Origin of the sequence: Methylobacterium oryzihabitans (assembly GCF_004004555.2) — a bacterium.
GTDB lineage: Bacteria > Pseudomonadota > Alphaproteobacteria > Rhizobiales > Beijerinckiaceae > Methylobacterium > Methylobacterium oryzihabitans.
On the sequence record NZ_SACP01000012.1, the window covers coordinates 114,500 to 135,999 of the forward strand.

General features: G+C 70.8%; 26 protein-coding genes. 22 read left to right on the plus strand and 4 right to left on the minus strand.

Features of this window, described 5'->3' with window-relative positions:
• Positions 1–16: 16 nt before the first annotated feature.
• From EOE48_RS13955 to EOE48_RS30250, 13 genes are all read left to right on the plus strand, one after another.
• Positions 17–1,270, plus strand: coding sequence for a phage major capsid protein (locus EOE48_RS13955; protein WP_127730078.1), 1,254 nt, complete (start codon positions 17–19; stop codon positions 1,268–1,270).
• A gap of 63 nt (positions 1,271–1,333) precedes the next feature.
• On the plus strand, positions 1,334–1,606 hold the full coding sequence (locus EOE48_RS13960; protein ID WP_127730080.1) for a hypothetical protein: 273 nt from the start codon (positions 1,334–1,336) through the stop codon (positions 1,604–1,606).
• Positions 1,606–2,202 carry a head-tail connector protein gene (locus EOE48_RS13965; protein ID WP_127730082.1) on the plus strand — a complete coding sequence of 199 codons (597 nt, stop codon included), beginning with the start codon at positions 1,606–1,608 and terminating at the stop codon, positions 2,200–2,202. The genes EOE48_RS13960 and EOE48_RS13965 overlap by 1 nt, the downstream gene beginning before the upstream one ends.
• Positions 2,203–2,235: 33 nt before the next feature.
• The gene (locus EOE48_RS13970; protein WP_127730084.1) at positions 2,236–2,616 is read left to right on the plus strand and encodes a hypothetical protein; all 381 of its coding nucleotides are present in this window, start codon (positions 2,236–2,238) and stop codon (positions 2,614–2,616) included.
• Positions 2,616–2,963, plus strand: a complete 348-nt coding sequence (locus EOE48_RS13975) for a hypothetical protein (protein WP_127730086.1) — start codon at positions 2,616–2,618, stop codon at positions 2,961–2,963. Before EOE48_RS13970 ends, EOE48_RS13975 begins: the two co-directional genes overlap by 1 nt.
• Before the next feature lie 19 nt (positions 2,964–2,982).
• Complete coding sequence (locus EOE48_RS13980; RefSeq protein ID WP_127730088.1) at positions 2,983–3,771, plus strand: hypothetical protein; 789 nt, start codon at positions 2,983–2,985, stop codon at positions 3,769–3,771.
• Between the two features lie 39 nt (positions 3,772–3,810).
• Positions 3,811–5,310 (plus strand): SGNH/GDSL hydrolase family protein, encoded by a 1,500-nt coding sequence (locus tag EOE48_RS13985; protein ID WP_127730090.1) that lies wholly within the window; start codon positions 3,811–3,813, stop codon positions 5,308–5,310.
• Positions 5,311–5,362: 52 nt separating this feature from the next.
• Positions 5,363–5,686, plus strand: coding sequence for a head-tail adaptor protein (locus EOE48_RS13990; protein ID WP_127730092.1), 324 nt, complete (start codon positions 5,363–5,365; stop codon positions 5,684–5,686).
• The gene (locus tag EOE48_RS13995) at positions 5,686–6,249 is read left to right on the plus strand and encodes an HK97 gp10 family phage protein (RefSeq protein ID WP_127730094.1); all 564 of its coding nucleotides are present in this window, start codon (positions 5,686–5,688) and stop codon (positions 6,247–6,249) included. Before EOE48_RS13990 ends, EOE48_RS13995 begins: the two co-directional genes overlap by 1 nt.
• The gene (locus tag EOE48_RS14000) at positions 6,246–6,686 is read left to right on the plus strand and encodes a DUF3168 domain-containing protein (protein ID WP_127730096.1); all 441 of its coding nucleotides are present in this window, start codon (positions 6,246–6,248) and stop codon (positions 6,684–6,686) included. Before EOE48_RS13995 ends, EOE48_RS14000 begins: the two co-directional genes overlap by 4 nt.
• Positions 6,683–7,132, plus strand: coding sequence for a phage tail protein (locus EOE48_RS14005; protein WP_127730098.1), 450 nt, complete (start codon positions 6,683–6,685; stop codon positions 7,130–7,132). Before EOE48_RS14000 ends, EOE48_RS14005 begins: the two co-directional genes overlap by 4 nt.
• Positions 7,129–7,530 (plus strand): gene transfer agent family protein, encoded by a 402-nt coding sequence (locus EOE48_RS14010; RefSeq protein WP_127730100.1) that lies wholly within the window; start codon positions 7,129–7,131, stop codon positions 7,528–7,530. Before EOE48_RS14005 ends, EOE48_RS14010 begins: the two co-directional genes overlap by 4 nt.
• Before the next feature lie 29 nt (positions 7,531–7,559).
• Positions 7,560–7,688: a hypothetical protein gene (locus EOE48_RS30250; protein ID WP_281292767.1), complete on the plus strand. Its 129-nt coding sequence runs from the start codon at positions 7,560–7,562 to the stop codon at positions 7,686–7,688.
• A 17-nt stretch (positions 7,689–7,705) separates the two neighbouring features.
• Here EOE48_RS30250 and EOE48_RS14015 read toward each other — a convergent pair whose 3' ends face one another.
• Together EOE48_RS14015 and EOE48_RS14020 are read right to left on the minus strand one after the other, a co-directional pair.
• Complete coding sequence (locus EOE48_RS14015) at positions 7,706–8,026, minus strand: BrnA antitoxin family protein (RefSeq protein ID WP_127730102.1); 321 nt, start codon at positions 8,024–8,026, stop codon at positions 7,706–7,708.
• A complete protein-coding gene (locus EOE48_RS14020; RefSeq protein WP_127730104.1) occupies positions 8,013–8,288 on the minus strand; it encodes a BrnT family toxin in 276 nt (91 codons plus the stop codon). Before EOE48_RS14020 ends, EOE48_RS14015 begins: the two co-directional genes overlap by 14 nt.
• A gap of 96 nt (positions 8,289–8,384) precedes the next feature.
• On the opposite strand from EOE48_RS14020, the gene EOE48_RS14025 reads away from it, so the two are divergent.
• Positions 8,385–10,562 carry a hypothetical protein gene (locus EOE48_RS14025; RefSeq protein WP_127730106.1) on the plus strand — a complete coding sequence of 726 codons (2,178 nt, stop codon included), beginning with the start codon at positions 8,385–8,387 and terminating at the stop codon, positions 10,560–10,562.
• A gap of 2 nt (positions 10,563–10,564) precedes the next feature.
• The gene (locus EOE48_RS14030; protein ID WP_187371417.1) at positions 10,565–11,197 is read left to right on the plus strand and encodes a DUF2460 domain-containing protein; all 633 of its coding nucleotides are present in this window, start codon (positions 10,565–10,567) and stop codon (positions 11,195–11,197) included.
• A gap of 244 nt (positions 11,198–11,441) precedes the next feature.
• On the opposite strand, the gene EOE48_RS14035 is transcribed toward EOE48_RS14030, so the two are convergent.
• A complete protein-coding gene (locus tag EOE48_RS14035) occupies positions 11,442–12,989 on the minus strand; it encodes a YecA family protein (protein ID WP_127730110.1) in 1,548 nt (515 codons plus the stop codon).
• Positions 12,990–13,502: 513 nt separating this feature from the next.
• On the opposite strand from EOE48_RS14035, the gene EOE48_RS14040 reads away from it, so the two are divergent.
• The 7 genes from EOE48_RS14040 (at position 13,503) to EOE48_RS14070 (ending at position 20,791) form a co-directional block, all read left to right on the plus strand.
• The gene (locus EOE48_RS14040) at positions 13,503–14,387 is read left to right on the plus strand and encodes a DUF2163 domain-containing protein (RefSeq protein WP_127730112.1); all 885 of its coding nucleotides are present in this window, start codon (positions 13,503–13,505) and stop codon (positions 14,385–14,387) included.
• Complete coding sequence (locus EOE48_RS14045; protein WP_127730114.1) at positions 14,368–14,832, plus strand: DUF6950 family protein; 465 nt, start codon at positions 14,368–14,370, stop codon at positions 14,830–14,832. The genes EOE48_RS14040 and EOE48_RS14045 overlap by 20 nt, the downstream gene beginning before the upstream one ends.
• On the plus strand, positions 14,829–18,743 hold the full coding sequence (locus tag EOE48_RS14050; protein ID WP_127730116.1) for a baseplate multidomain protein megatron: 3,915 nt from the start codon (positions 14,829–14,831) through the stop codon (positions 18,741–18,743). Before EOE48_RS14045 ends, EOE48_RS14050 begins: the two co-directional genes overlap by 4 nt.
• Before the next feature lie 9 nt (positions 18,744–18,752).
• Positions 18,753–19,508: a DUF2793 domain-containing protein gene (locus EOE48_RS14055; RefSeq protein WP_127730118.1), complete on the plus strand. Its 756-nt coding sequence runs from the start codon at positions 18,753–18,755 to the stop codon at positions 19,506–19,508.
• 73 nt (positions 19,509–19,581) lie between these two features.
• Positions 19,582–20,112, plus strand: a complete 531-nt coding sequence (locus EOE48_RS14060) for a glycoside hydrolase family 108 protein (RefSeq protein ID WP_127730120.1) — start codon at positions 19,582–19,584, stop codon at positions 20,110–20,112.
• 50 nt (positions 20,113–20,162) lie between these two features.
• Positions 20,163–20,354: a hypothetical protein gene (locus EOE48_RS14065; RefSeq protein WP_127730122.1), complete on the plus strand. Its 192-nt coding sequence runs from the start codon at positions 20,163–20,165 to the stop codon at positions 20,352–20,354.
• 56 nt (positions 20,355–20,410) lie between these two features.
• Positions 20,411–20,791 carry a hypothetical protein gene (locus tag EOE48_RS14070; RefSeq protein WP_127730124.1) on the plus strand — a complete coding sequence of 127 codons (381 nt, stop codon included), beginning with the start codon at positions 20,411–20,413 and terminating at the stop codon, positions 20,789–20,791.
• Between the two features lie 483 nt (positions 20,792–21,274).
• On the opposite strand, the gene EOE48_RS14075 is transcribed toward EOE48_RS14070, so the two are convergent.
• Positions 21,275–21,460 (minus strand): DUF3606 domain-containing protein, encoded by a 186-nt coding sequence (locus tag EOE48_RS14075; RefSeq protein WP_127730126.1) that lies wholly within the window; start codon positions 21,458–21,460, stop codon positions 21,275–21,277.
• Positions 21,461–21,500: the final 40 nt, after the last annotated feature.

A 21,500-nucleotide genomic window follows, 5' to 3' on the forward strand; every position in this document is an offset into this window, starting at 1 on the left:
CGTTGGAGCACCCACGATGACCGCGTCCGTCCAGGCCCTTCGCGAGGAGCGCGCCGCCAAGGCCCGCGAGGCCCGCAACCTCCTCGACACCAAGACCGGCAAGGACTGGACCGACGACGTCCGCAACCAGGTCGACGCCATCTACGCCGAGATCGACCGCCTCGACGAGCAGCTCGCCCGGTTCGACCGGGTGCTCAAGATCGAGGATTCCCTGGAGCAGCGCGGGCGTGGGCTCCACGCCCAGAACGGCCTGTCGATCGACGAGAACGCCGCCACGATCCAGGCCGAGAAGGCGATCTTCTCCGCCTGGGCCCGCGGCGGCGTCGAGGCGCTGACCGACGACCAGCGCGCCCATGTCCGCGCCCGCCGCCAGGAGGCCGAGCGCATCTATGGCCAGCAGTCGGTCGGCACCGGCTCGCAGGGCGGCTTCCTCGTGCCGCGGGACTTCTCCGCGACCCTGCTGGAGCGCGTGGCGGCCTTCGGCGGCATGCGCGCCGTCGCCAGCGTGATCCAGACCGACGGCGGCGCCTCGATCGACTATCCCACCGTCGACGAGACCGCGTCGGAGGGCGAGCTGGTCGGCGAGAGCGTCCAGGCGAGCGGCGGCGACATCGCCTTCGGCACCACCAGCATCGACGCCTACAAGTACAGCTCCAAGATCGTCGTCATCCCGATCGAGCTGCTCCAGGACTCGCGCATCGACATCGAGCCCTACGTCACGGCGGCGCTCGCCAACCGCATCGCCCGCGTCACCAACCGCCACTTCACGGTCGGGTCCGGCGTGAGCCAGCCGCGCGGCATCGTGGTCGCGGCCGGCGCCGGCAAGGTCGCGCCCGCCGGCCAGACGACGTCGATCGGCTACGACGACTTCGTCGACATGGAGCACGCGATCGACCCGGCCTACCGCAGCAACGGCGGCTGGATGTTCCACGACCAGACCCTCAAGGCGGTCAAGAAGCTCAAGGATAGCCAGGGCCGGCCGCTGTGGCGCCCGGGCGTCACCGGCGGCGACCCGGCCGACATCCTGAACTACGGCTTCACGATCAACCAGCACATGCCGGTGCTGGCGGCCGGCGCCAAGGCGGTGCTGTTCGGCGACTTCAAGAAGTACCTCATCCGCGACGCCATGGCGGTGACGCTCTTCCGCTTCGCCGACAGCCGCTACATGGAGAAGGGTCAGGTCGGCTTCCTGGCGTGGTCGCGCCACGACGGCGACCTCATCGACGCCTCGAACGAAGCGGTGAAGTCCTTCCAGACCGCCGCGGCGTGATGGAGCGGCCGGGCGCCCGACCGGCGTCCGGCCCCCGCAATCCGGCAACCGGGGCCGACCACCATGTTCATCCGCATGCTCACCAGCCTCGCCGGTGATGCGTTCTCCTACGATCACGGCGAGACGGTCGCGGTCGACAACGCGATCGGCCGGGCCTGGATCGCGGCCGGGATCGCCGAGGCGGCGCCGGCGACGGCGGCGGCCGAGAAGGCGGCCAGGGATCTGCGCGGCCAGGTCGAGGACCTGACGGCGCGGCTGGCCGACGCCGAGGCCGACCGCGACGCCCTGCGCGAGCAGGTCGCCGCGCTCGCCGCCCAGCTCGCCCCGGCGGCGTGATGCTGTCCTACCGCCGGGTGACGGCGCCGGCCGGCTCCGTGCTGTCGGCCGCCGAGCTGCGCCGGCATCTGCGCCTCGACGAGGCCGACGCGGATCCGGCCGAACTCGCGGCGGCGATCGCCGGCGCCGAGGAGCACCTCGACGGCTACGACGGCGAGCTGCGCCACGCGCTCCTCGAGCAGGACTGGGAGGCGGTCGCCCCTGGGCCCGGGCCGTGCGGCCTCGGCGAGGCCCGCGGCTTCCTGATCGACCTCGCGCCGATCGCCGACGTCGTGTCGGTCGAGTTCCTGTCGGGCGGCGCCTACCAGCCGCTCGGCGCCTGGCGCGAGCTGTACCCGTTCCGCCGACGCTGCGTCGCCCTGCTGCCGGCCGCCGGCGGCGCCTGGCCCGTGGCGGATCCGGACCCGGCCGCGTGGCGCATCCGGTTCCGCGCCGGCTACCCCGACGCCGCCGCCGTGCCCGGGCCGATCCGCGCGGCGCTGCTGCTCGTCGCCGGCGACCTGTTCGACAACCGCGGCGCCCGGCAGCCCGCGAGCCTCGCCGACAACCCCACCCTCGAGCGCCTGCTCGCCCGCTTCCGCCCCTCCGAGGCGTGAGGCCATCCCGGAGCCTGCCATGAGGAGCCAGCCATGAGCGGTCCGATCACCACCGCCCCGCGCGTGAGCGACAACGGGGACGGCACCCACACGCCGCTCACGGCGCGCGACCTCGCGGTCTACACCCTGCTGGCCGCCGCCAGCGCCACCGGCTCCGGCGTCGCCGGCATCCGCGGCGGCCAGTACGTCTACGCGATCGACGGCACCTTCGGCGGCCGCACCGCGACGCTCCAGACCCGCGCCCTCGACGGCGTCGCCTGGAAGGACGTCAGGAACCCCGACGGCACCAGCCTCGCCGCCACCGCCGAGACGATGCTGACGCTGCTGGTCGGCCAGAACGCCGAGCTGCGGGTGGCGATCACCGGCTCGGGCGCGGCGGCGTCGCTCAACGCCACCCTGGCCGGGGTCGCGTGATGGCGGACCTGCCCCTCGTCCCCGGACAGCGGGTCACCCGCACGGCCCTCGGGCCGGGCGTCGCCGCGATCCCCGCCGGCAGCACCGCGCCGATCGCGATCACCGGGCTCGGCGACGGCGAGACGGTGGCCGGCGTGACGCCCGCGGCCCGGTTCGCGGAGGCCGGCAGCAGCATCGTGCCGCGCTGGGGTGTCCCGGCCGGCACCTACCCGATCACCGTCACCACCAGCCTCGGGCGCCCGCTCGCCCTGGTGGTGACCGTGGTCGGGGCTCCCGCGGGAGGCGCCGGCGGCGGCGCCCTCGACTTCTCCGACCCCGCCAACAGCGGACACATCCCCGGCCTCTGAGCCTCCGGAGCACCCCGACATGCTGACCCGCGTTTCCGTGGCCCTGGCCGCCGCGCTCTCCCTGCTCGCCCTCTCGCCGGCGAGCGCGGCCGACAACTACCAGGTCAAGGACGGCAACGGCACCGTCATGACCATCAAGTCGAAGGACGTCGGCAGCGGCGTGCAGTCGCCGCAATTCGTGCCCTCGGACGCGAGCGGCAACGTCCTCACCGGGACCGCCGGCGCGCCCTCGACCGGCGCCCTGACCGTCCAGGGTCTCGCCGGCGGCACGCCGCAGCCGGCCGACACGGTGGTGCGCGCCACCGCCACCTCGCGCTCAACCGTCATCCCGGTCGCCGGCGTCTCGGCCGCGGTCTCGGCCGGCGGCACCGGCCACGCGGTCGGCGACGTGCTCACCCAGACCGGCGGCACCTGCACGGTGCAGCCGCGCTGGACGGTCGCCACCGTGGCGAGCGGCGCCGTCGCCACCGTCACCCTCAATGCCGCCGGCTCCTGCACCGTGCTCGCCACCGCGCCGGTCGCCACCACGTCGAGCGGGTCGGGCACCGGCGCGACGCTGACCCCGGCCTACGCCTCGATCCCGACCCAGGTCATGGCGGCCAATCCCGGCCGGCGCGGGTTCCAGATCCAGCCGCAGGGGTTGCCGGCCTACCTGTCGGGCCTCGCCACCGCGAGCGCCGACCAGGCCAGCCTCAAGCTGCCGGCCGACGCGCTCTACGAGAGCCTACCCCAGCACGTCGGCACCGGCGCGATCAGCGTCGTGGGCACCGCCGGCCTGCCGCTGCCGGTCTACGCCCGGGAATACTGACCCGGCCCGCTCCCCCGTTCCTCGCGCTCCGGGCCTCCCATGACGATCCTTCGCCGCGCGCTCGCCCTGTGGCTGGCGCTCACCCTCGCGCTCGCCTCCGGCGGCCCGGCCGCCGCCCGGATGCTGTTCGAGCCCAACGGCACCGGCCAGCTCCTCGCCCTGCCGATCGCCACCACCCTCGGCGCCCCGATCCCCGCCCCCAACGGCCTCGGCGTCGGGATGGGGCATTCGCAGATCGCCAACCAGTCGGCCGTCACCGGCACCGACGCCAACACCGCCCCGACCAAACCCTTCAACGGCGGCACCACCGCCCGCTCGGTCATGGAGCAGCTCGCCCGGGTCTCGGGCCAGCGCCTGTTCACCAGCGTGCGGCTGAACTACGGGCTCGGCAACGACACCAGCGCGGCCAGCAATTCCGGCCCGGGCCTGCTCGCCCGCCTGCCCGGCGCGCTCGCCGCCGCCCGCACCCTCGGCGCCGGCTTCTGCTACGTCGACATCGTCGGCAACAACCTCAACCGCACCCGCCAGGCCCCGGGCGTCGACGGCACCACGCGCTTCTCGGCCGCCAACACCCGCGCCGACCTCCAGCAGGTCGGCGCGGCCTGCCGGGCGCAGGGGATGATCGTCATCCTGCTCAACCTGCACCCGGTCGGCGGCGCGACCGTGCCGGGCAGCGGGTTCACCGGGGCGACGCTCCAGCTCGCCCGCGAGACCCGGGCCGCGGTGGCGAGCCTGCACAACCCGGGCCGGGGTTGGTACGTCGTCGATCCCTACGCCGTGCCGGGCCTGCTCGGCGACGAGGCCGCCGGCACGATCGCGGCCGGGATGTCGCCCGACGACCTGCACTACAACGGCCGCGCCGCCGCGATGGTGGCGGCGAGCGCCTGGGCGCAGCTGTCGGCGCAGGGCGCCGCGCCGCCGCGCGCCGCCGTGGTGCTGCCGGGCGCCACCGCCCTGCCGGGGGCGCTCAACACCCCCGACATGGCCGACGCCAACGCGGACGGCTACGCCGACGGCTGGCTGGCGCCGACGGTCCCGTCCGGCATGACGCTCGTCCCGTCGATCCACACCGACCCGGAGACCGGGCTGCGCTCCCAGCAGATGACGCTCTCGGGCACGCCGGGCGCGGACGCGGCGATGCTGTTGCGGCGCAACCTCGCCCCGCCGGGCGTCGTGGCGGGCGGGCGTCTGTCGGGGCTGTGCGAGGTCCAGGTGACGGCAGGCTCCACCGGGCTCGGCGGCGTCGCCTACACCCTGCGCCAGGCCTACGCCTACGGCGCGGGCAACACGGCCGGCAGCTTCCTGCCGGTCGCCGGCCAGTCGACGACCGCGGGAGACCGCGACCTCGGCGACGGCGTCCGGCGGGTGCTGATGTCCGAGGCGTTCGTGGTGCCGCCGGTCGAGAACGACGCCGACGCGCTCACCGCAGTCACGTCGCTGAGCGAGCAGGTGATCCTCTCCCTCAAGGCCGGGGTGCCGGTGAGCGCCACCGTGCGGGTCGGGCGCTGCGACGCCCGCTGGAACCGCGCCCTGCCATGAGCCCGCGGGCCGGCCCCGGCCCGCCCCGTCCTGCCCCGCGAAAGGCTGCCCCATGGATCCCGGCCAGTTCGACCGGCGCGTCACCGTGCGCCAGCGCCCCGGCGAGGGCCGCAGCCGCGGCGCCTATGCCGACGCCTTCACGGTCTGGGCCTGCTACCGCCCCGAGAGCGCCCGCGAGGCGGTCCAGGGCGGCCGGGCCCAGACCGTCGAGAGCGGCACGCTGGTCGTGCGCGACAGCGCCCGGATGCGCACCGTGTCGAGCGCCGACCGCGTCGTCCTCGGCGGCCGCGACTTCGCCATCGAGGGCGTCGGCCTGCCCGACCGCCGCACCGGCCTCGTCACCCTGAAGATCGCCACCACCCTCGGAGGGCAGTGATGATCGACCTCTCGCCGGGGCTCGGCGCCTACGACCAGGGCTCGGCCGCCCTCGACCTCGCCGGCCATGCCCGCGCCTTCGCCACCGGCCCGGGCGTCCTCTCGGGCCTGCGCCTGATCGACACCGTCACCGCGATGGTCGGGATCGAGCGCGTCACCGGCCAGCTCGCCGGCGCGGCGTTCAAGCTCGCGCTCAAGGGCGACCGGGCGAGCGAGGACGCCGCCGGCACCATGGTCGAGGCGATGCGCGCCCGGGTGCCGGTCGACTCGGGCCGGCTGCTCAACGGCATCGGCTGGCGCAAGGAGGGCAGCACCGTCATCGTCGAGGCGAGCGCGGTGCGCGGCGACGTGAACTATCCGCGCTACGTCGAGTTCGGCCACCATGCCGGCTCGGGCCATGCCGACGCGGCCTTCTTCGCCGGCCAGGACCACGCCGCCCTGCGCGGCCCGGCGGGCGCCGGCGCGAGCGAGGTGCGGCCAGCGCCGTTCTTCTGGGGCTCGGTGCGCGAGGGGCTGGCGCAGCTGCGCGGCGAGGCCGGCACCCTGCTCGGGGAGGACGCATGACCCCCGAGACTGCGCTCCTGCGCGTCGTCACCGACGCGCTGGTGGCCGATCCCGCCGTCGCGGCGCTCGTCGGCGACAAGGTGTTCGACGAGATCCCCAACGACCGTCGCGGCGGGGCCCCGCCCTACGTCTATGTCGGGCCGATCAACCGCCAGCGGCTCTACCTCGAGTGCGGCACCGCCTGGACGGTCCGGGTGCGGATCTACGCCGTCACCACCGCCTTCGGCCGCGAGCAGGGCTGGGAGGTGATCGAGGCCGTGGTCCAGGCCCTCGACGGCCGCGACGACCTCACGCTTCCGGCACCGTTCAGCCTGCAGAACCGCCTCGACGTCACCCAGGCCGGCGACGTCGTCGATCCCCTCGCCCCCAAGGCGATGTTCCTCGACCTCACCACCATTGTCGCCCGCGACACCCCGATGGAGGAGCCCCTCGGATGACCACCCCGACCCTGTTGCCCGGCAACCGCTTCCGGGCCTATCGCGGCGATGGCGCCACGCCGACCAACTGGGCGTTCCTCTGCCTGGGGACGTCGGTCACGCTGACGCTGACCAACGCGTTCGAGGACGCGACCGTCCCGGATTGCGACGAGCCGCTGAAGATCCCGGTGCGCAAGAGCGTGCTGTCCTCGACCTCGTGGGGCGGGCGCATCGCCGGGCAGGTCGACGCCACGCGGCTGGCCAAGCTGCGCGCCGACGCCGAGAGCCAGACGCCGGTCCTGTACCAGTTCCGGGTCGACCAGAGCGCCGCCAACGGCGGCGGCGCCTGGACCGGCACCGTGTTCGTCGAGAACCTGGAGATCGCCAAGACCAACAACGGCATCGTGGGCTTCACCTGCCAGTTCCGCGGCGACGGCGCGCTGGCCTGGGCGGACGCGGCGGCATGATCGCGGCGGACACCTCGCGCACGCGGGTGCGGGCGCCGTTCGGCGGGCGGGAGCGGTCGTTCCAGCTCCGGCTCGGCGAGATGGCCGAGCTGGAGCGGCTGTGCGGGGCCGGCATCGGCGAGATCATGGCGCGGCTCGCCACCCACCGGTTCACGGTCAACGACGTGTGGGAGACGATCCGGCTCGGGCTGGAAGGGGCGGGCACGACGCCGATCGAGGCGCAGGCGCTGGTGATGCGCTACCACCCGCCGGCCTGGCCGCTGGGCGAGTTCCTGGCGCTGGCGGCCGAGATCGTGACCGCCTCGGTGAGCGGGGTGCCGGCGGGAAAAGCCGGGACGGAGGGGAGCGACGCGCCCGCCCCGGCGACCTCTCCGTCTACGTCGCCGCCGGGGCGGTGATCGGGTTCACGCCGGGGGAGGTGCGGGGGATGACGCTGGCCGAGTGGCACGCCGCGGTCGAAGGGTTCGCCGAGGCCCACGCGCCGGCGCAGCCGGAGGCGAGCGAGGACGAGTTCCTGCGGGTGCTGTCGGAAGAGATCGCGGCGGGGCGGGCGTAGGGCGAGGATGACGGCCGTCAGGCCGCCCTGATCTTCCGCGCGGCCTCGGCGAGCGCGTCGTTCATCCGGGTCTGCCAGCCCGGCCCTGCGGACTTGAACGCCTCCAGGACCTCCGGATCGACCCGCAGGGAGATCGGCACCCGCTTCGCGTCGGCTTTCGGCCGGCCGCCGCGGCTGCGGAAGGCGGCGGCCAGTTCGGGCGGCAGGCCGTCCGGGCCGAGCCGGAGGCGCGACAGCTCCTCGTCGGTCAGCGGCGGGTTGTCGGAGACCTCGTCCCAGTCCTCCTGGGTGTAGGCCGGGTTCGGCACGTAGCCGGGGGCGTGTTCAGAGCGCGTCATAGGTGGCCCTTTCCTGGGGGTCGGCCCGGCGGACGCTGACGATGTCGGTCGCCTCCGAGCCGAGCGGAGAGACGATCACCACCACCACGGTCTCGCCGTACCACGTGCCGACGAGCTTGAACCGGGTCCGGCCGGTGCGGCTGGGCCGGGCCGGCAGGGCGGCGTAGCGGTCGAAATCGAACGCGTCCTCTAACTCGGCGAAGTCGAAGCCGTGCTTCGCCAGGTTCGCCCGCCGCTTGGGCTCGCCGTAGGTGAACTTCATGGTTTCGGTATATACGAAAACCGGGAAGCCGCCAACGGTTCCCGCGCGGTTTCCCGGCCTGTACCACGCTCCCGCCCATCCGGACCCGATCCCGCCATGGCCGACCCGCTGACCATCTCGTTCGCGGCCGACACCTCGCGGGCGCAGAGCGCGATCACCAATCTCGCCGCCTCGATCGTCGGCAACATGAGTTCGGCCGCCGTCTCGATGACCGGCATGGCCGCCAACATGAACTCGACCGGCGGCACCATGGCAGGGCTCGCCCAGACCGCCTCGCGCGCCGCCGCCGCCGTCGCCGGCGACGCCCGCAAGATCGCCGGCGCCACCGTCGCGGCCGCCGCCAAGGAGGGCGCCACCCTCCAGGGCATCGCCACCGCCTTCACCCTCACCGCCGCCACCTCGCAGACCGCCCAGGCCACGCTCCAGACCGGGCTGTCCACCACCACCGGCCTGGTGAACGGCCTGGCCAACCAGATCCCGGTGCTCAAGGCCGCCCTCGGCGGACTGATCGCCTTCACGGCGCTCACCACCGTGCTCCACCTCACCGCCGAGGCCGCCCGCTCGGCCGAGGAACGCCTGCAATCGATCCTCAAGCTCGCCGAACGCTCGCAGGCGGCGGGGGTCGGCACCACGGTGTTCCAGAGCCTGCTCGGCCAGGCCAAGGCCCTGCGCACCGAGGCCGCGACCCTGGAGGGCTACCTCACCAAGGCCCGCGCCGCCGCCACCGTGCGCCAGGGCGAGAACGGCGAGGACCACACCAGTTCCGGCCGCGGCAAGCTGGAGGCCCAGGTCAAGGCCGGCAACCTCGTCCAGGCCGACCTCGACGCCTTCACCGGCGCCGGCGACCAGGAGGCCCGCATCCGGGTCGTGCTCGACCTCATCGAGCGGTTGCAGGCCAGCCAGCGCAACCTCGCCGCCTACTCGATCGCCGACGGCTTCTTCGGCGAGGATTTCGAGAGCAAGCTGCGCAACGGCATCCAGATCGTCGGGGCGATGCGCCAGGCCCTCGACGGGCTCAAGAGCGGCGACGACGGCCGCATCATCAGCCCGGAGGAGTTCGCCCTCGCCCGGCAGATCAACGCCGAGCTGGAGAAATCCCGTCGCGTGCTCGCCGACGCGCTGGTGCCGCTGCAGAAGGACTTCGCCGACTACCAGAACCAGCAACTGCGCGCGATGACGGAGTTCGCCGCCAAGATCAACTATGCGGCGGCGGCCTTCGCCGGGCTGTACAAGTATGTCCAGGCGGTCGGCGACGCGATCACGGCGCTCGGCAACGCCGAGGTGTTCCAGCGGATCTACGACGTCGCCAAGGCGATGGGGCTCGGGGGCATGAACGGCGTGGTCGAGATCACGCCCGAGGACCGCGAGCGCGACCGGCGCGCCGCCGCCGGCGCCGACGTGCCGCTGCCGCAGATCGACGTGCCCAGGGACCGCTCGAAACCGCTGCCTGCCAAGCCGGAGACGGCGAAGTCAGGCGGCGCCGAGGCGGGCGGGTCCGACCCGGTGCAGACCTTCATCAACCAGTTGCAGAAGGCGGCGGCGGCGCTGAAGGCCGAGGCCGAGGCGTTCAAGGCCAGCAACGCCGAGAAGCTGATCGCGATCAACCTCGCCAAGGCGCAGGAGGTGGCGAGCCAGAACGGCGCCACGCTGACCGACGCGCAGACCGAGGCGATCCGCCAGGCGTCGCAGGCGGCGTCCGAGTACAAGGACAAGCTGCTCAACCTGGAGCAGGCCGAGCGGCAGGCGGCGGAGGCGGCGCGATACTTCGGCGACGCCGCCGCCACCGCGCTCGGCGACGCGATCCTCGACGGCAAGTCTTTGTCGGACATCCTGTCGGGCCTGAGCCGGCAGCTCTCGCGCTCGGCGTTGCAGGCGCTGGCCACCGGCCAGGGGCCGCTCGCCGGGCTGCTCGGCACCGCGCCGGCGGCGAGCGAGGGCGCCAACGCGGTCGGGGGCGGGGCGAGCGTGCTCAACGACCTGTTCAAGAGCGCCTTCGGCGGGTTCCGGGCCGGGGGCGGCCCGGTGCAAGCGGGCCGGGCCTACACGGTCGGCGAGATCGGCCGCGAGCTGTTCGTGCCCGATCGCGACGGCAGCATCGTGCCGGTGCGCCCGGCCGCTTCGGGCGGTGGTTCCGCGGGAGCCTCGGCCGCGCCGGCGCCGGTGGTGGTGCAGATGCGGGTCGAGAGCCCGGATGTGGGCGGCTTCCTGCGCTCGGAAGCCCAGGTCACCGCCGCCCTCGCCCGCGCCGTGCAGCGCGGCACCAGGAGCCTGTGAGCATGCCGGCCTTCCACGAGGTGCGCTTCCCCCTGCGTCTGTCCTACGGCTCGCGCGGCGGGCCCGAGCGGCGCACCGAGATCGTCACGCTCGGCTCGGGCGACGAGGAGCGCAACAGCCTGTGGCGCCACTCGCGCCGGTCGTACAATGTCGGGCCGGCTTTGCGATCGGCCGCGGACGTGGCGGCGCTGATCGCGTTCTTCGAGGAGCGGCGCGGGCCGCTGCACGGGTTTCGCTGGTGCGACACCTTCGATCACGCCTCCGCCGCGGCGGGGGCGGAGATCGGCCCGGGCGACCAGTTGATCGGCACCGGCGACGGCGGCACGGTCGCGTTCCCGCTCGCCAAGACCTACGGCGCGGCCTTCGCGCCGTACCGGCGGCCGATCGTGAAGCCGGTGGCCGGGACGGTGCGGGTGGCGGTGGCGGGGGTGGAACTGGCCGCCTCGGCCTTCGCGGTCGATGCGGCGACCGGGCTGGTGACCTTGCAGGCGCCGCCGGCCGCGGGGGCCGCGGTGACGGCCGGGTTCCGGTTCGACGTGCCGGTGCGGTTCGCGACCGACCGGATCGAGGTGGATCATCAGGCGGTGCAGGCCGGGATGGTAGCGGACATCCCGGTCATCGAGTTGCGCCGGTAGGCTTTGGATTTAATGACTGGGCAGGGCGAGAATTAGAGCCCTTAACATAACCAGCTCTCGCCCGCGCTAACTGGTTGATTTTGCAGGGGCATAGGCGGCTTAGATAGGTGCACTTAGTCTCGGCCTGCCACCCAGAGGCGAATTTTACGGCCCCTACACAACTTGGCCGACCGAGGTGCCAATTTCGCTCCAATAAAGTAGTCGTTCCCTATTCAATAACTTCGGCTTGGGATTATAAAAAACGTTAATCCGAGTGGATGCCATGACATTTTTTGAATTTTATACCTGATCCGCATGGACAAGGATCGTTTCGGCCGACCTTGGAAATTCTATGTGTCCTCGCGCGACGACGTGATGGTTTGACAAATTCGGTGGTCTTCCCTTCATGACGTCGTAAAGTGTGCGTAGAAAAAAAATTAAATCCTTTATTTTTCTCCCTAAATTCCATTTCTCGTTCTCTTGACCAATCAGTACAATCAAGAAGAATAAAATCTTCGCCGATCGCAGTACTAATCTTAGGAGGCTCTATTCCAATGCCAATTATAGTATGTAAATCAGGCATGTGATTTTTTGCAGCTCCGCATGCTATTAATAAAATTTCCTGTCGTACAGTTCGCTCATCGATGCCATAATTATTATTTCTGAAGCCGGGTGGGACAAATATTTGCAGAAAAACATACCCTTTTCCTTTTTCATGGGATGGTATAAACCTCATATGTCGCATCAATTCTGTTGGATTATTAGGGAAATTAAGAATAGCTCCAAACATCAATTCTACTATTGACCTTCTTATAAAACGTGGCTCCTTTGCCATTTCGCGAATAGCAGACCGGCCTTCCAGTAAATCACTATTACCTAGCAAAACGCCCTTTAAAAAATTCTCGCATGTACGATTTATGAGATCGTCCCAAAAATATGATTGCTGATTAGCTTCTTTAGTTGCTTTATACTCAGGGCGTTTTTTTAGTGATTCCCAGGCGCCTTCGGCAACCATGAAGCTATTGATTTTTTCATCATAGGTCCCGATAAAATGTTTGTTTTGATCGTCGATATTAAGCCAATAATTTGCAAGCAAATCCTCCTCGCCGCAATATAGCAAATCTTCGTACTTGTTTATTGCCATAATCTTAGCATCTAAATAATTCGCAAAATCCTTTACTGTATCCAGCTCTCCCAGGATAATTGGCAACGTGTTGCTGTCCAAAATATGAACAGGTCTAGATTTTTCGAGATTGATTGTGAATGGGAATGGCACATCTATGTTTTTGTCACTGTAGCTAATTGCAAGACTACCGGAGATATTATTTTCTGAAAATTTCCTGCAGGCCTCTGCAGCACCGTGCGCCACAACTATTTTATGTATTATTGCATCTGAAATATCGAAAGTTACAGGAAAAAGTTTCTCTTTTTTTGCGTCTAGGAATAATTTTCGACCGCTGAGGAGATAGCGCTCTGCTCCATGAGCAGTTTTGATTTGACTTTCGATCGCTCTACGCTTCCACCTATCCCAACTAACGCGCGGATTATCGACCTCAGTCAGATCAGGGAGATATTTATATCTGTCAAAAAATATAAATACATGACGATCAAATACGGCGATTACGTCACAGAACTCATTACCATCATCCTTAAATGGATTTGCATAACTCCATAATCTCAAAAAAGATTTCAAGCATAGATTATAAAGCAAATGCTCAGTTGCAGTTACCCCTTTATTTTCTTGCTCGCTTGCCATCAATGAACCCACCAGTCTGTCAATTTTAAGATGTTTGCCACGGCTGCGAATTGCCACTCACAATCATTCAGAGTCAGCGCTGCAACATTATTTAGCTTTGCCGCAATCTTCGCAAGGTGCTACCGGCAATCGGGGGCAATTTTCACGGGCAATATCTATATAATAAATTTGCTTTATCAATTAATATAATCTGCCAGTATCCGACATATTTATAGCACTATCAAACAAAATAATTCTAACTAAATTAGTTTTGGATCGCATTAAAATATTTTTTTGTGAAAATAAATTGAATTTGCGCTTGGACATGGCTGCCAATGCTTGAAAGAAGCTGGAAGTACCGTGTCAGACGGCAAAGGTAAGGGCTCTGTAAGGGGAGCCGTACTGATCGCTCACGCCCATGGTTGCTTCGGTGCATCCGCCGTCTGGCCGCAGATGGATAGGGAACCCATTAATCCAGTCATAAGCCTCGGCCTAGTCTATAGCTGGAAGTGGACCTTCCCAGGGACCGCGATGGGTCGGCCGTAGACACTGGACCTCCGCTCCGCTGGCCCACTCTCACCCCGGCCCCCTATGAAAACCCTGCCCCCCGGCCTCGCCGCGAGCCTCGCGAGCGGGGTCACGACGCTGTGCCAGTGCTGGATCATCACCCGCACGGACGGCCTGCGCCTCGGCTTCACCGACCATGACGAAGACCTCACCCTTGAGGGCGTCGTGTGCTCGGCCGGAACCGGCGCCACCGGCAGCGCCGTCGAGCAGGCCGCCGGCCTTTCGCCCGACAGCGCCGAGATCATGGGCGCCCTCACGGACGGGCGCCTCGCCGACAGCGAACTCGCCCGCGGCCTGTTCGACGGCGCCGCCGTCGCGGTCTGGCGCGTCGACTGGCAATCCCCCGAGAACCGCGTCCTGATCCTGTCGGGCCATCTCGGCGAGGTCGGCCGCGGGCGAACCGCCTTCACGGCGGAAGTCCGCGGCCTCGCCGACCGCCTCAACCAGCCCCGCGGCCGGCTCTATCAACGCTCCTGCGACGCCGCCTTCGGCGATGCCCGCTGCGGCCTCGACGCCACCGCCCCGGCCTATCGCGGCCTCGCCACCGTCGCCCGACCGCGCTCGCCCCGCGCCCTCCTCGCCGCCGGCCTCGACGGCTTCGCCCCGGACTGGTTCACCGCCGGGCGCCTCGTCTGGACCACCGGCGCCAATGCCGGCGCCGTCGCCGAGGTGCGCGCGCATGCAAGCGACCGCGCCGGGGTCGGGATCGAGCTGTGGCAGCCGATGCCCGCCCCGATCGCCGCCGGCGACGCCTTCACCGTCACCGCCGGTTGCGACAAGGCGTTCGGCTCGTGCCGGACGAAGTTCGCCAACGTCCTCAACTTCCGCGGCTGCCCGCACCTGCCGGGCAACGACTACGCCGCCGGCGCGACCTCGGGGAGCGGCAACGATGGCGGACGCCTCGGCTGAGATCACCCGCGTGGGCATCACGCGTGCCCGCATCGTCGCCGAGGCGCGGTCCTGGCTCGGCACGCCCTACCATCATCAGGCGTCGCTCCGCGGCGTCGGCTGCGACTGCCTCGGCCTGCTGCGGGGCGTCTACACCGCTCTTTACGGCGCCGAGCCCGAGGCCCCGCCGCCCTACTCGCCGAGCTGGGCCGAGGATCACGGCCAGGAGACGCTGCGGGATGCCGCCCGCCGCCATCTCGCCGAGATCGACCCCGACGCGGCCGAGGCCGGCGACGTGGTGCTGTTCCGCTGGCGCGCCGGCCTGCCGGCCAAGCACTGCGCCCTCCTCACCGGCCCGCGCCGGATGATCCACGCCTATGACGGCCACGCCGTGGTCGAGAGCTGGATGCCCGACGCCTGGATGCGTCGGCGCGCCTCCGCCTTCCGCTTTCCGGGGATCGCATGAGCACGCTCGTCCTGTCGTATGCCGGCAAGGCCGCCGGCACCGCGCTGGGCGGGCCGCTCGGCGGCTTGCTCGGCGGCGTCGCCGGCACCCTCGCCGGCGGGCTCCTCGACCGGGCGCTGTTCGGGTCGCGCCCCAAGCCGCAGATCAACACCGGCCCGCGGCTCACCGACCTCTACGTGACCGCCTCGACCGAAGGCGCGGCGGTCGCCCGCGTCTACGGCCGCACCCGCGTCGCCGGACAGATCCTGTGGGCGACGAAGCTCAAGGAGACGCAACACGTCGAGCGGGTGAAGACCTCGGGCGGCAAGGGGATGCCGACGCAGAAGACGTTCAACGTCACGTATTCGTATTCCGTCTCGGTCGCGGTCGCCCTGTGCGAGGGGCCGATCAGCGGGCTCGGCCAAGTCTATGCCGACGGCACGCCGCTGGTGCTCGCGCGGTATGTCCATCGCCTCTACCTCGGCGGCGAGGACCAGGGGCCGGATCCAAAGATCGAGGCGGTGGAGGGCGCCGGGCGGGCGCCGGCCTATCGCGGGCTGGCCTACCTCGTGTTCGAGGATCTGCCGCTCGCCGCCTTCGGCAACCGGGTGCCGGTCATCACCGCCGAAATCATCCGCCGCCCGCCCGCCGTCACCGGCACGCCGGTGCTCGAGGAGCTGATGACGGCGGTGACGCTGATCCCGGCGATGGGCGAGTTCGTCTATGCCACCGTGCCGGTCACCGCGAGTCCGGGGCTCGGCAGCCTGTCGGGCCAGAACACCGTCTCGGGCGGGATCGACCTCGCGCGGGCGCTCGACCAGTTGCAGGCCGAGGCGCCGCAGTGCCGGCACGTCTCGCTGGTGGTGGCCTGGCACGGCACCGACCTGCGGCTCGACGCCTGCCGCATCCTCCCGAAGGTCGAGCGGGCCGCCAAGGTGACCAGCCATCCCTGGCAGGCTGGCGGTCTGACGCGCGAGGGTGCGCCGGTGGTCAGCCTGCTGGCGGATGGCACGCCCGCGGTGGGTGGCGCGCCGGCCGACTGGTCGGTGGTGCAGGCGATCCACGAACTCAAGCGGCGCGGCTTCCTCGTCACGCTCTACCCGTTCGTGATGATGGACATTCCCGCCGGCAACGGCCTGCCCGATCCCTATGGCGGGGCGGAGCAGGCGGCGTTCCCGTGGCGCGGGCGGATCACCTGCCATCCGGCCCCCGGCCGGCCGGGCTCGCCCGACAAGACCGGCGCGGCGGCCGACGCGGTCGCGGCGTTCTTCGGCACCACCACGGGGGCGGACCTGGCGTGGACCGGCGCGACCGTGACCAGCGCCAAGCCCGCCGAGTGGAGCTTTTCCCGCTTCATCCTGACCTGCGCCCGCTTGGCGGAGGCCGCCGGGGGCGTGGACAGCTTCCTGATCGGGTCGGAGATGATCGGGCTGACCACCCTGCGCTCGGATTCCTCGACCTTCCCGGCGGTGGCGCGCCTGCGGGCGCTCGCCGCCGAGGCCCGTGCCATCCTCGGGCCGGGCACGGCGATCGGCTACGGCGCCGACTGGACCGAATACGCCAGCCATCGCCCGGCGGACGGCTCGGGCGACGTGTTCTTCCACCTCGATCCGCTGTGGGCCGATCCGGCGATCAACTTCGTCGGCATCGACAACTACATGCCGCTCGCCGACTGGCGCGACGGCTTCGACCATCTCGACGCCCGCGCCGGCACCGCCTCGACCTGCGACCCGGCCTATCTGCGGGCCAACGTGGCCGGGGGCGAGGGCTTCGACTGGTACTATGCGAGCCTTGCCGACCGCGATGCCCAGATCCGCACGCCGATCGCGGACACGGCGCATGGCGAGCACTGGGTGTTCCGGGTCAAGGATCTGCGCGGCTGGTGGAGCAACGCCCACCACGACCGCCCGGGCGGCGTGCGCGCCGCAACCCCGACCGCGTGGGTGCCGGGATCGAAGCCGGTCTGGTTCACCGAACTCGGCTGCCCGGCGGTGGACAAGGGCGCCAACCAGCCCAACGTCTTCGTCGATCCGAAGTCGTCGGAGTCGTTCCTGCCGTACTACTCGACCGGCCGGCAGGATCTGGCGGTGCAGCGCGCCGCCCTCGAAGCCGTGCTGGCCTACTGGCGCGATCCGGCGGTGAACCCGGCCGCGCCGGCCTATGGCGGGCGCATGGTGGCGGCCGAGCGGATCTATCTGTGGACCTGGGATGCCCGGCCCTACCCGGAGTTCCCGCTGCAACGCGGGGCGTGGGCGGACGCGGCGAACTACCATCTCGGCCACTGGCTCAACGGCCGGCTCGGCCTGCCGTCGCTGGCCGCGGTGGTGGCCGACCTGTGCGCCGGCTCGGGCGCGGCGGTGGACGTGTCGCGGCTGGTCGGGGTGGTGCAGGGCTACGCCATCACCGACGTGCAGGCCCTGCGCGACTCGCTCGCGCCCTTGCGCACCGCGTTCTTCTTCGACGGCGCGGAAAGCCAGGGACGGCTCGTGTTCGCGCCCCTCGCCGGGCCGGTCGCGGCCTCGTTCGGGCCGGACGAGCTGGTGGCGTCCGAGGGCGGGTCCGACCTGACGCGCACCCGGGGCGAGGAGACCGCGCTGCCGGGCGTGCTGGCGCTGAGCTACCTCGACCCGACCCGGGCCTACCAGACGGCCGCGGTCGAGGCCCGCCGGCTCGACGGGCGCGCGGCGTCGGTCTCGCGGGTCTCGCTGCCGCTGGCGCTCGATACCGGCGCGGCGCGCGGGCTGGCGCGGGCGCTGCTCTACCAGGCGGTGACGGAGCGCGAGAGCGTCGTCACGGTCCTGCCGCCCTCGGCGCTTGCCCTCGATCCCGGCGACGTGGTGGCGATCGGCGCCGAGGCGACCGAGTACCGCCTGACGCGGCTCGGGCACGAGCGCGGCCGGCCGGCGAGCGGCGTGCGGGTCGATGCCGGCGTGTTCGCGTACCGGGATGGCAACCCGGAGGCGCGCGAGCCGTCGCCGCCGGTCGTGGCCGGGGTCGGGCTGTTCGAGGTGCTCGACCTGCCGATGCTGCGCTCCGCGGCGATCCCGCACGCGCCCTACCTCGCCGCCTACACCGCGCCGTGGTCGCCGGTGGCGGTGCAACGCTCGGTCGGCGGCGGGGCGTTCGAGGACGACGCCACGCTCGGCGCCCGCTCGATCGTCGGGCGGCTGACCGCGCCGCTGCATCGCGGCCCGGCCGGGCGCTGGGACCGGGTCAACACGCTCCACGTCGAGGTGCCGGCCGGCGCCGAGCTGGCGGCGGCGACCGACCTCGCGGTGCTGGCCGGCGCCAACGTCGCGGCCCTGCGCCTGCCGTCCGGCGAGTGGGAGGTGCTGCAATGGGCGGGCGCGGTGCTGGCGGCGCCGGGCCGCTACCGCCTGTCGCGGCTCTTGCGCGGCCAGCTCGGGACGGAGGCGGTGATGGCCGACGTGATCCCGGCCGGGGCGGCGTTCGTGGTGCTGACCGATGCACTGGTGCAATCCGGCGCGCCGCTCGCCACCCGCACCCTGCCGCAGGTCGTGCGCTGGGGGCCCCTCGGCGAGCCGCCGGACGCCGCGTCGTGGCAGGCGGCACCGCTGACGGTGCGGGGCGTGGGATTGCGGCCCTACGCGCCGGCCCACGCCCGGGCGCGGCGGCTCGGCAACGGCGACCTCGCGCTGACCTGGATCCGCCGCACCCGCCTCGACGGCGACGCGTGGGAACAGGCCGAAGTGCCGCTCGCCGAGGAACGCGAAGCCTACGAGCTGGACGTGCTGGCCGGCGACGGGTCGGTGCTGCGCACCCTCGCGGCGAGCGAGCCGGCCGTCACCTACACCGCGGCGATGCAGGCGGCCGACGCCGGCGGGCCGGTCGCGGCCGTGTCGCTGGCGCTGTTCCAGCTCTCGACCACCTGGGGCCGCGGCGCGGCCCTGCGCACCACCCTGCATCTCTGAGGCGACCCGATGGACGCGACCCCGCTGCTCGCGCTGCCGCTGCTGGCGGCGGCGCAGGCGCAGAAGCACATCACCCACAACGAGGCGCTGGGCGCCCTCGACACGCTGGTCCAGCTCGCGGTGCGCGACAAGGACCGCACCGCGCCGCCGGCCGACCCGGCCGAGGGCGACCGCTACCTGATCGCCTCGGCGGCCCCGAGCGGCGCCTGGGCCGGCTGGGCCGGGCGGGTGGTGCGGTTCGAGGACGGCGCGTGGCGCTCGTTCGTGGCGCGGCCGGGCTGGCTGGCCTACGTCGCCGACGAGGCGGCGCTCTACGCCTATGACGGCGCGGCGTGGCGCCGGCCGGGCGTGGTGACGGTGGCGGCGCGCATCAACTTCGACGCCTACCTGTCGGCCGACGCCTGGACGCGGGTGCCGTTCAACGAGGCGGCATCGAACGACCAGGGCGCGTTCGACGCCGGCGCCAACAGCATCACCGTGCCGCTGGCGGGCGCCTACGCGGTGCAGGCCGGGCTGACCTACCGGCGCAACGGCACGAGCGCACCGAGCGCGCTGGAACTGCGGTTCGAGCGCAACGGCGCGGCGGCCGGGGCGGGCCGGGCGGCGGCGACCGGCACGCTGGTGAGCGAGGTGACGGCGTTGGGGCTGTCGGCGGTGCTGGTGCTGGCGGCCGGCGACGTCGTGACGGTGGCGGCGCGGTTCACCGGCGCAGACGGCTATCTCGCCGCGGCCGACTCGGGGTGGGGCCTCCACCGCCTGCCCTGAGCCGCCGACCCTCTCTCTGATCGTCCACCGCCCGCCCTCACCGGCGGGCTTTTTCGTGCCCGGAGACATCACCATGGCCGCAGAGACATTCGGGCGGGCGCTCGCGCTCGTCCTGCGCCACGAGGGCGGCTACGTCGACCATCCGAAGGATCCCGGCGGGGCGACCAATCTCGGCGTGACGATCGGCACCCTCGGCGACTGGCTCGGCCGGCCGGCGACGAAGGCCGAGGTGAAGGCGCTGACGCCGGCAGGCGTCGGGCCGATCTACCGGGCCCGGTACTGGAACGCGGTGCGCGGCGACGAGCTGCCGGCGGGCCTGGACGTCGCCGTGTTCGACTTCGCGGTGAACTCGGGCCCGGCGCGGGCGATCATGGCGCTCCAGCGCGCCGCCGGGGTCGCCGACGATGGCCGGCTCGGCCCCATCAGCCTGAAGGCGATCCACGCGCGAGCGAGCGCCGACCTCGTGCAGCTCGTCTGCGCCGACCGCCTCGCCTTCCTGCGCCGCCTCTCGACCTGGCCGAGCTTCGGCCGCGGCTGGGCGCGCCGCGTCGCCGGCGTGCGCGCCGAGGCCCTGCGCCAGACCCGGCTGGCCCCCGCCGCCTGATCCCGCTCCCGCGCGCCGGCGGCCTCCGGCGCATCCCCCGAGGTGTTTCGATGCGCAAGATCCTCACCCCCGGCGTCGTGGCCGGGCTGCTCGCGGCGGGCGCGGTCGCGGCCGGCCTCGCCGGTCGCCCGGCCCTGGCGGCGTTCCTGTCCGATCCGGACACCGCGGCCCACGTCGTGACCGCGGCCGGCGCGATTGGCGCCCTGGTGGCCGGCGCCCTCCAGGGCGTGCGGGCCGAGTAAGGCCCCTCCCCCCGGCGGCCACCCGGCCGCCGGTTCCTCTCACGCGAGGTCCCGCGATGCTCGACGCGCTCATCCACCACGGCAAGACGGCGGCGGCGGCGATCGGCGTGGTCGGGTCGCTCGGGGCGGCCTACCTCGCGAGCGGCCTGCCGGTGCCGGCGACGCAGGCATTCGTGCGCGCCGAGGTGGCTGGTGTTGCCGGCAAGATCGACGGGCTGACGCTGGCGCAGCTGGAACTGCAGCGGCGCACGCTGGTGCACACCCGGGCCCGGCTGCGGGCGGAGCTGACCGCGAGCGGGGCGCTGCGGGCGCGGGCGGATGCGGTGCATCGGCTGGCGCTCGACCGGCGCGCGGCCGAGATCGGCGACGAACTGGCCGAGCTGGAGCGCGAGGACGAGGGCCTGCGCCTGCGCATCGATCGGCTGCGCGCAGGTTGAGGACCGTCACCGCCGACTCCGATCCTCCGTCGGCCTCATCACCGCCCGCATGGGAGGCGATCGCCAGCCTGTGTCGAAGGGGGTTTCGGCGACACGGGCGTTAGACATTTCGCGAAATTCTCCAACGATCTCGTCGAAAGCTAGACATGCCCCAAGCCGTCATGTCGTTGTCTTAGACGGTTTGAAACCTGCCTCTGACTCCGTTAGTCGTGGTTCGAATCCACGTCCCCCAGCCACTTCTCCCCCGGGCACGCGCCGACCTGCAGCGACCGGGCCACGTTGTCCTCGCTATACGAGCCGGATCGGAGTGTCGGGTTCGCCGACGCACGCGCATCGCGAACCGGCGAGCACAGACTCGGCCTGGGACGTGACCGCGCCGGGCGAGGTCGTCCGACGCCCTTCCGGCCGGCGTTGGACGCCCGTTCGACACGACGTCCGGAGGTCGAAGGGGATGAGAAACCTGCCCCCGATGCGGTCCGGCACTCAGCCGCGCAGCGACACGCCGAGATGGGCGGCGACCGTCGAGGCCCGCGGCCCGATCTGTCGCACCGCCTGACGCAGTTGCTCGTCGGTGATGCCGAGCCGTTCGCTCCAATGGGCGCGACTCTTGTCGCAGTAGATGTCGATGGTCTGGATCGCGCGATGCGGCGAAGACGGTCCGGACGCCATGGGAAGGCTCGCCTGCTGAAGAAGAGAAGGGATTTGCCGG

What these genes read in the sequence shown, in the direction of transcription:
- EOE48_RS14010 (WP_127730100.1), top strand. Translation starts at nt 7,129, where the DNA reads ATGATCGCGGCGGACACCTCGCGCACGCGGGTGCGGGCGCCGTTCGGC.
- EOE48_RS13965 (WP_127730082.1), top strand. Translation starts at nt 1,606, where the DNA reads ATGCTGTCCTACCGCCGGGTGACGGCGCCGGCCGGCTCCGTGCTGTCG.
- EOE48_RS14065 (WP_127730122.1), top strand. Translation starts at nt 20,163, where the DNA reads ATGCGCAAGATCCTCACCCCCGGCGTCGTGGCCGGGCTGCTCGCGGCG.
- EOE48_RS30250 (WP_281292767.1), top strand. Translation starts at nt 7,560, where the DNA reads ATGACGCTGGCCGAGTGGCACGCCGCGGTCGAAGGGTTCGCCGAGGCC.
- EOE48_RS13995 (WP_127730094.1), top strand. Translation starts at nt 5,686, where the DNA reads ATGATCGACCTCTCGCCGGGGCTCGGCGCCTACGACCAGGGCTCGGCC.
- EOE48_RS13980 (WP_127730088.1), top strand. Translation starts at nt 2,983, where the DNA reads ATGCTGACCCGCGTTTCCGTGGCCCTGGCCGCCGCGCTCTCCCTGCTC.
- EOE48_RS14040 (WP_127730112.1), top strand. Translation starts at nt 13,503, where the DNA reads ATGAAAACCCTGCCCCCCGGCCTCGCCGCGAGCCTCGCGAGCGGGGTC.
- EOE48_RS14045 (WP_127730114.1), top strand. Translation starts at nt 14,368, where the DNA reads ATGGCGGACGCCTCGGCTGAGATCACCCGCGTGGGCATCACGCGTGCC.
- EOE48_RS14000 (WP_127730096.1), top strand. Translation starts at nt 6,246, where the DNA reads ATGACCCCCGAGACTGCGCTCCTGCGCGTCGTCACCGACGCGCTGGTG.
- EOE48_RS13990 (WP_127730092.1), top strand. Translation starts at nt 5,363, where the DNA reads ATGGATCCCGGCCAGTTCGACCGGCGCGTCACCGTGCGCCAGCGCCCC.
- EOE48_RS13960 (WP_127730080.1), top strand. Translation starts at nt 1,334, where the DNA reads ATGTTCATCCGCATGCTCACCAGCCTCGCCGGTGATGCGTTCTCCTAC.
- EOE48_RS13985 (WP_127730090.1), top strand. Translation starts at nt 3,811, where the DNA reads ATGACGATCCTTCGCCGCGCGCTCGCCCTGTGGCTGGCGCTCACCCTC.
- EOE48_RS14020 (WP_127730104.1), bottom strand. Translation starts at nt 8,288, where the DNA reads ATGAAGTTCACCTACGGCGAGCCCAAGCGGCGGGCGAACCTGGCGAAG.
- EOE48_RS14050 (WP_127730116.1), top strand. Translation starts at nt 14,829, where the DNA reads ATGAGCACGCTCGTCCTGTCGTATGCCGGCAAGGCCGCCGGCACCGCG.
- EOE48_RS14015 (WP_127730102.1), bottom strand. Translation starts at nt 8,026, where the DNA reads ATGACGCGCTCTGAACACGCCCCCGGCTACGTGCCGAACCCGGCCTAC.
- EOE48_RS14025 (WP_127730106.1), top strand. Translation starts at nt 8,385, where the DNA reads ATGGCCGACCCGCTGACCATCTCGTTCGCGGCCGACACCTCGCGGGCG.
- EOE48_RS14070 (WP_127730124.1), top strand. Translation starts at nt 20,411, where the DNA reads ATGCTCGACGCGCTCATCCACCACGGCAAGACGGCGGCGGCGGCGATC.
- EOE48_RS14055 (WP_127730118.1), top strand. Translation starts at nt 18,753, where the DNA reads ATGGACGCGACCCCGCTGCTCGCGCTGCCGCTGCTGGCGGCGGCGCAG.
- EOE48_RS13975 (WP_127730086.1), top strand. Translation starts at nt 2,616, where the DNA reads ATGGCGGACCTGCCCCTCGTCCCCGGACAGCGGGTCACCCGCACGGCC.
- EOE48_RS14075 (WP_127730126.1), bottom strand. Translation starts at nt 21,460, where the DNA reads ATGGCGTCCGGACCGTCTTCGCCGCATCGCGCGATCCAGACCATCGAC.
- EOE48_RS13955 (WP_127730078.1), top strand. Translation starts at nt 17, where the DNA reads ATGACCGCGTCCGTCCAGGCCCTTCGCGAGGAGCGCGCCGCCAAGGCC.
- EOE48_RS14030 (WP_187371417.1), top strand. Translation starts at nt 10,565, where the DNA reads ATGCCGGCCTTCCACGAGGTGCGCTTCCCCCTGCGTCTGTCCTACGGC.
- EOE48_RS14060 (WP_127730120.1), top strand. Translation starts at nt 19,582, where the DNA reads ATGGCCGCAGAGACATTCGGGCGGGCGCTCGCGCTCGTCCTGCGCCAC.
- EOE48_RS13970 (WP_127730084.1), top strand. Translation starts at nt 2,236, where the DNA reads ATGAGCGGTCCGATCACCACCGCCCCGCGCGTGAGCGACAACGGGGAC.
- EOE48_RS14005 (WP_127730098.1), top strand. Translation starts at nt 6,683, where the DNA reads ATGACCACCCCGACCCTGTTGCCCGGCAACCGCTTCCGGGCCTATCGC.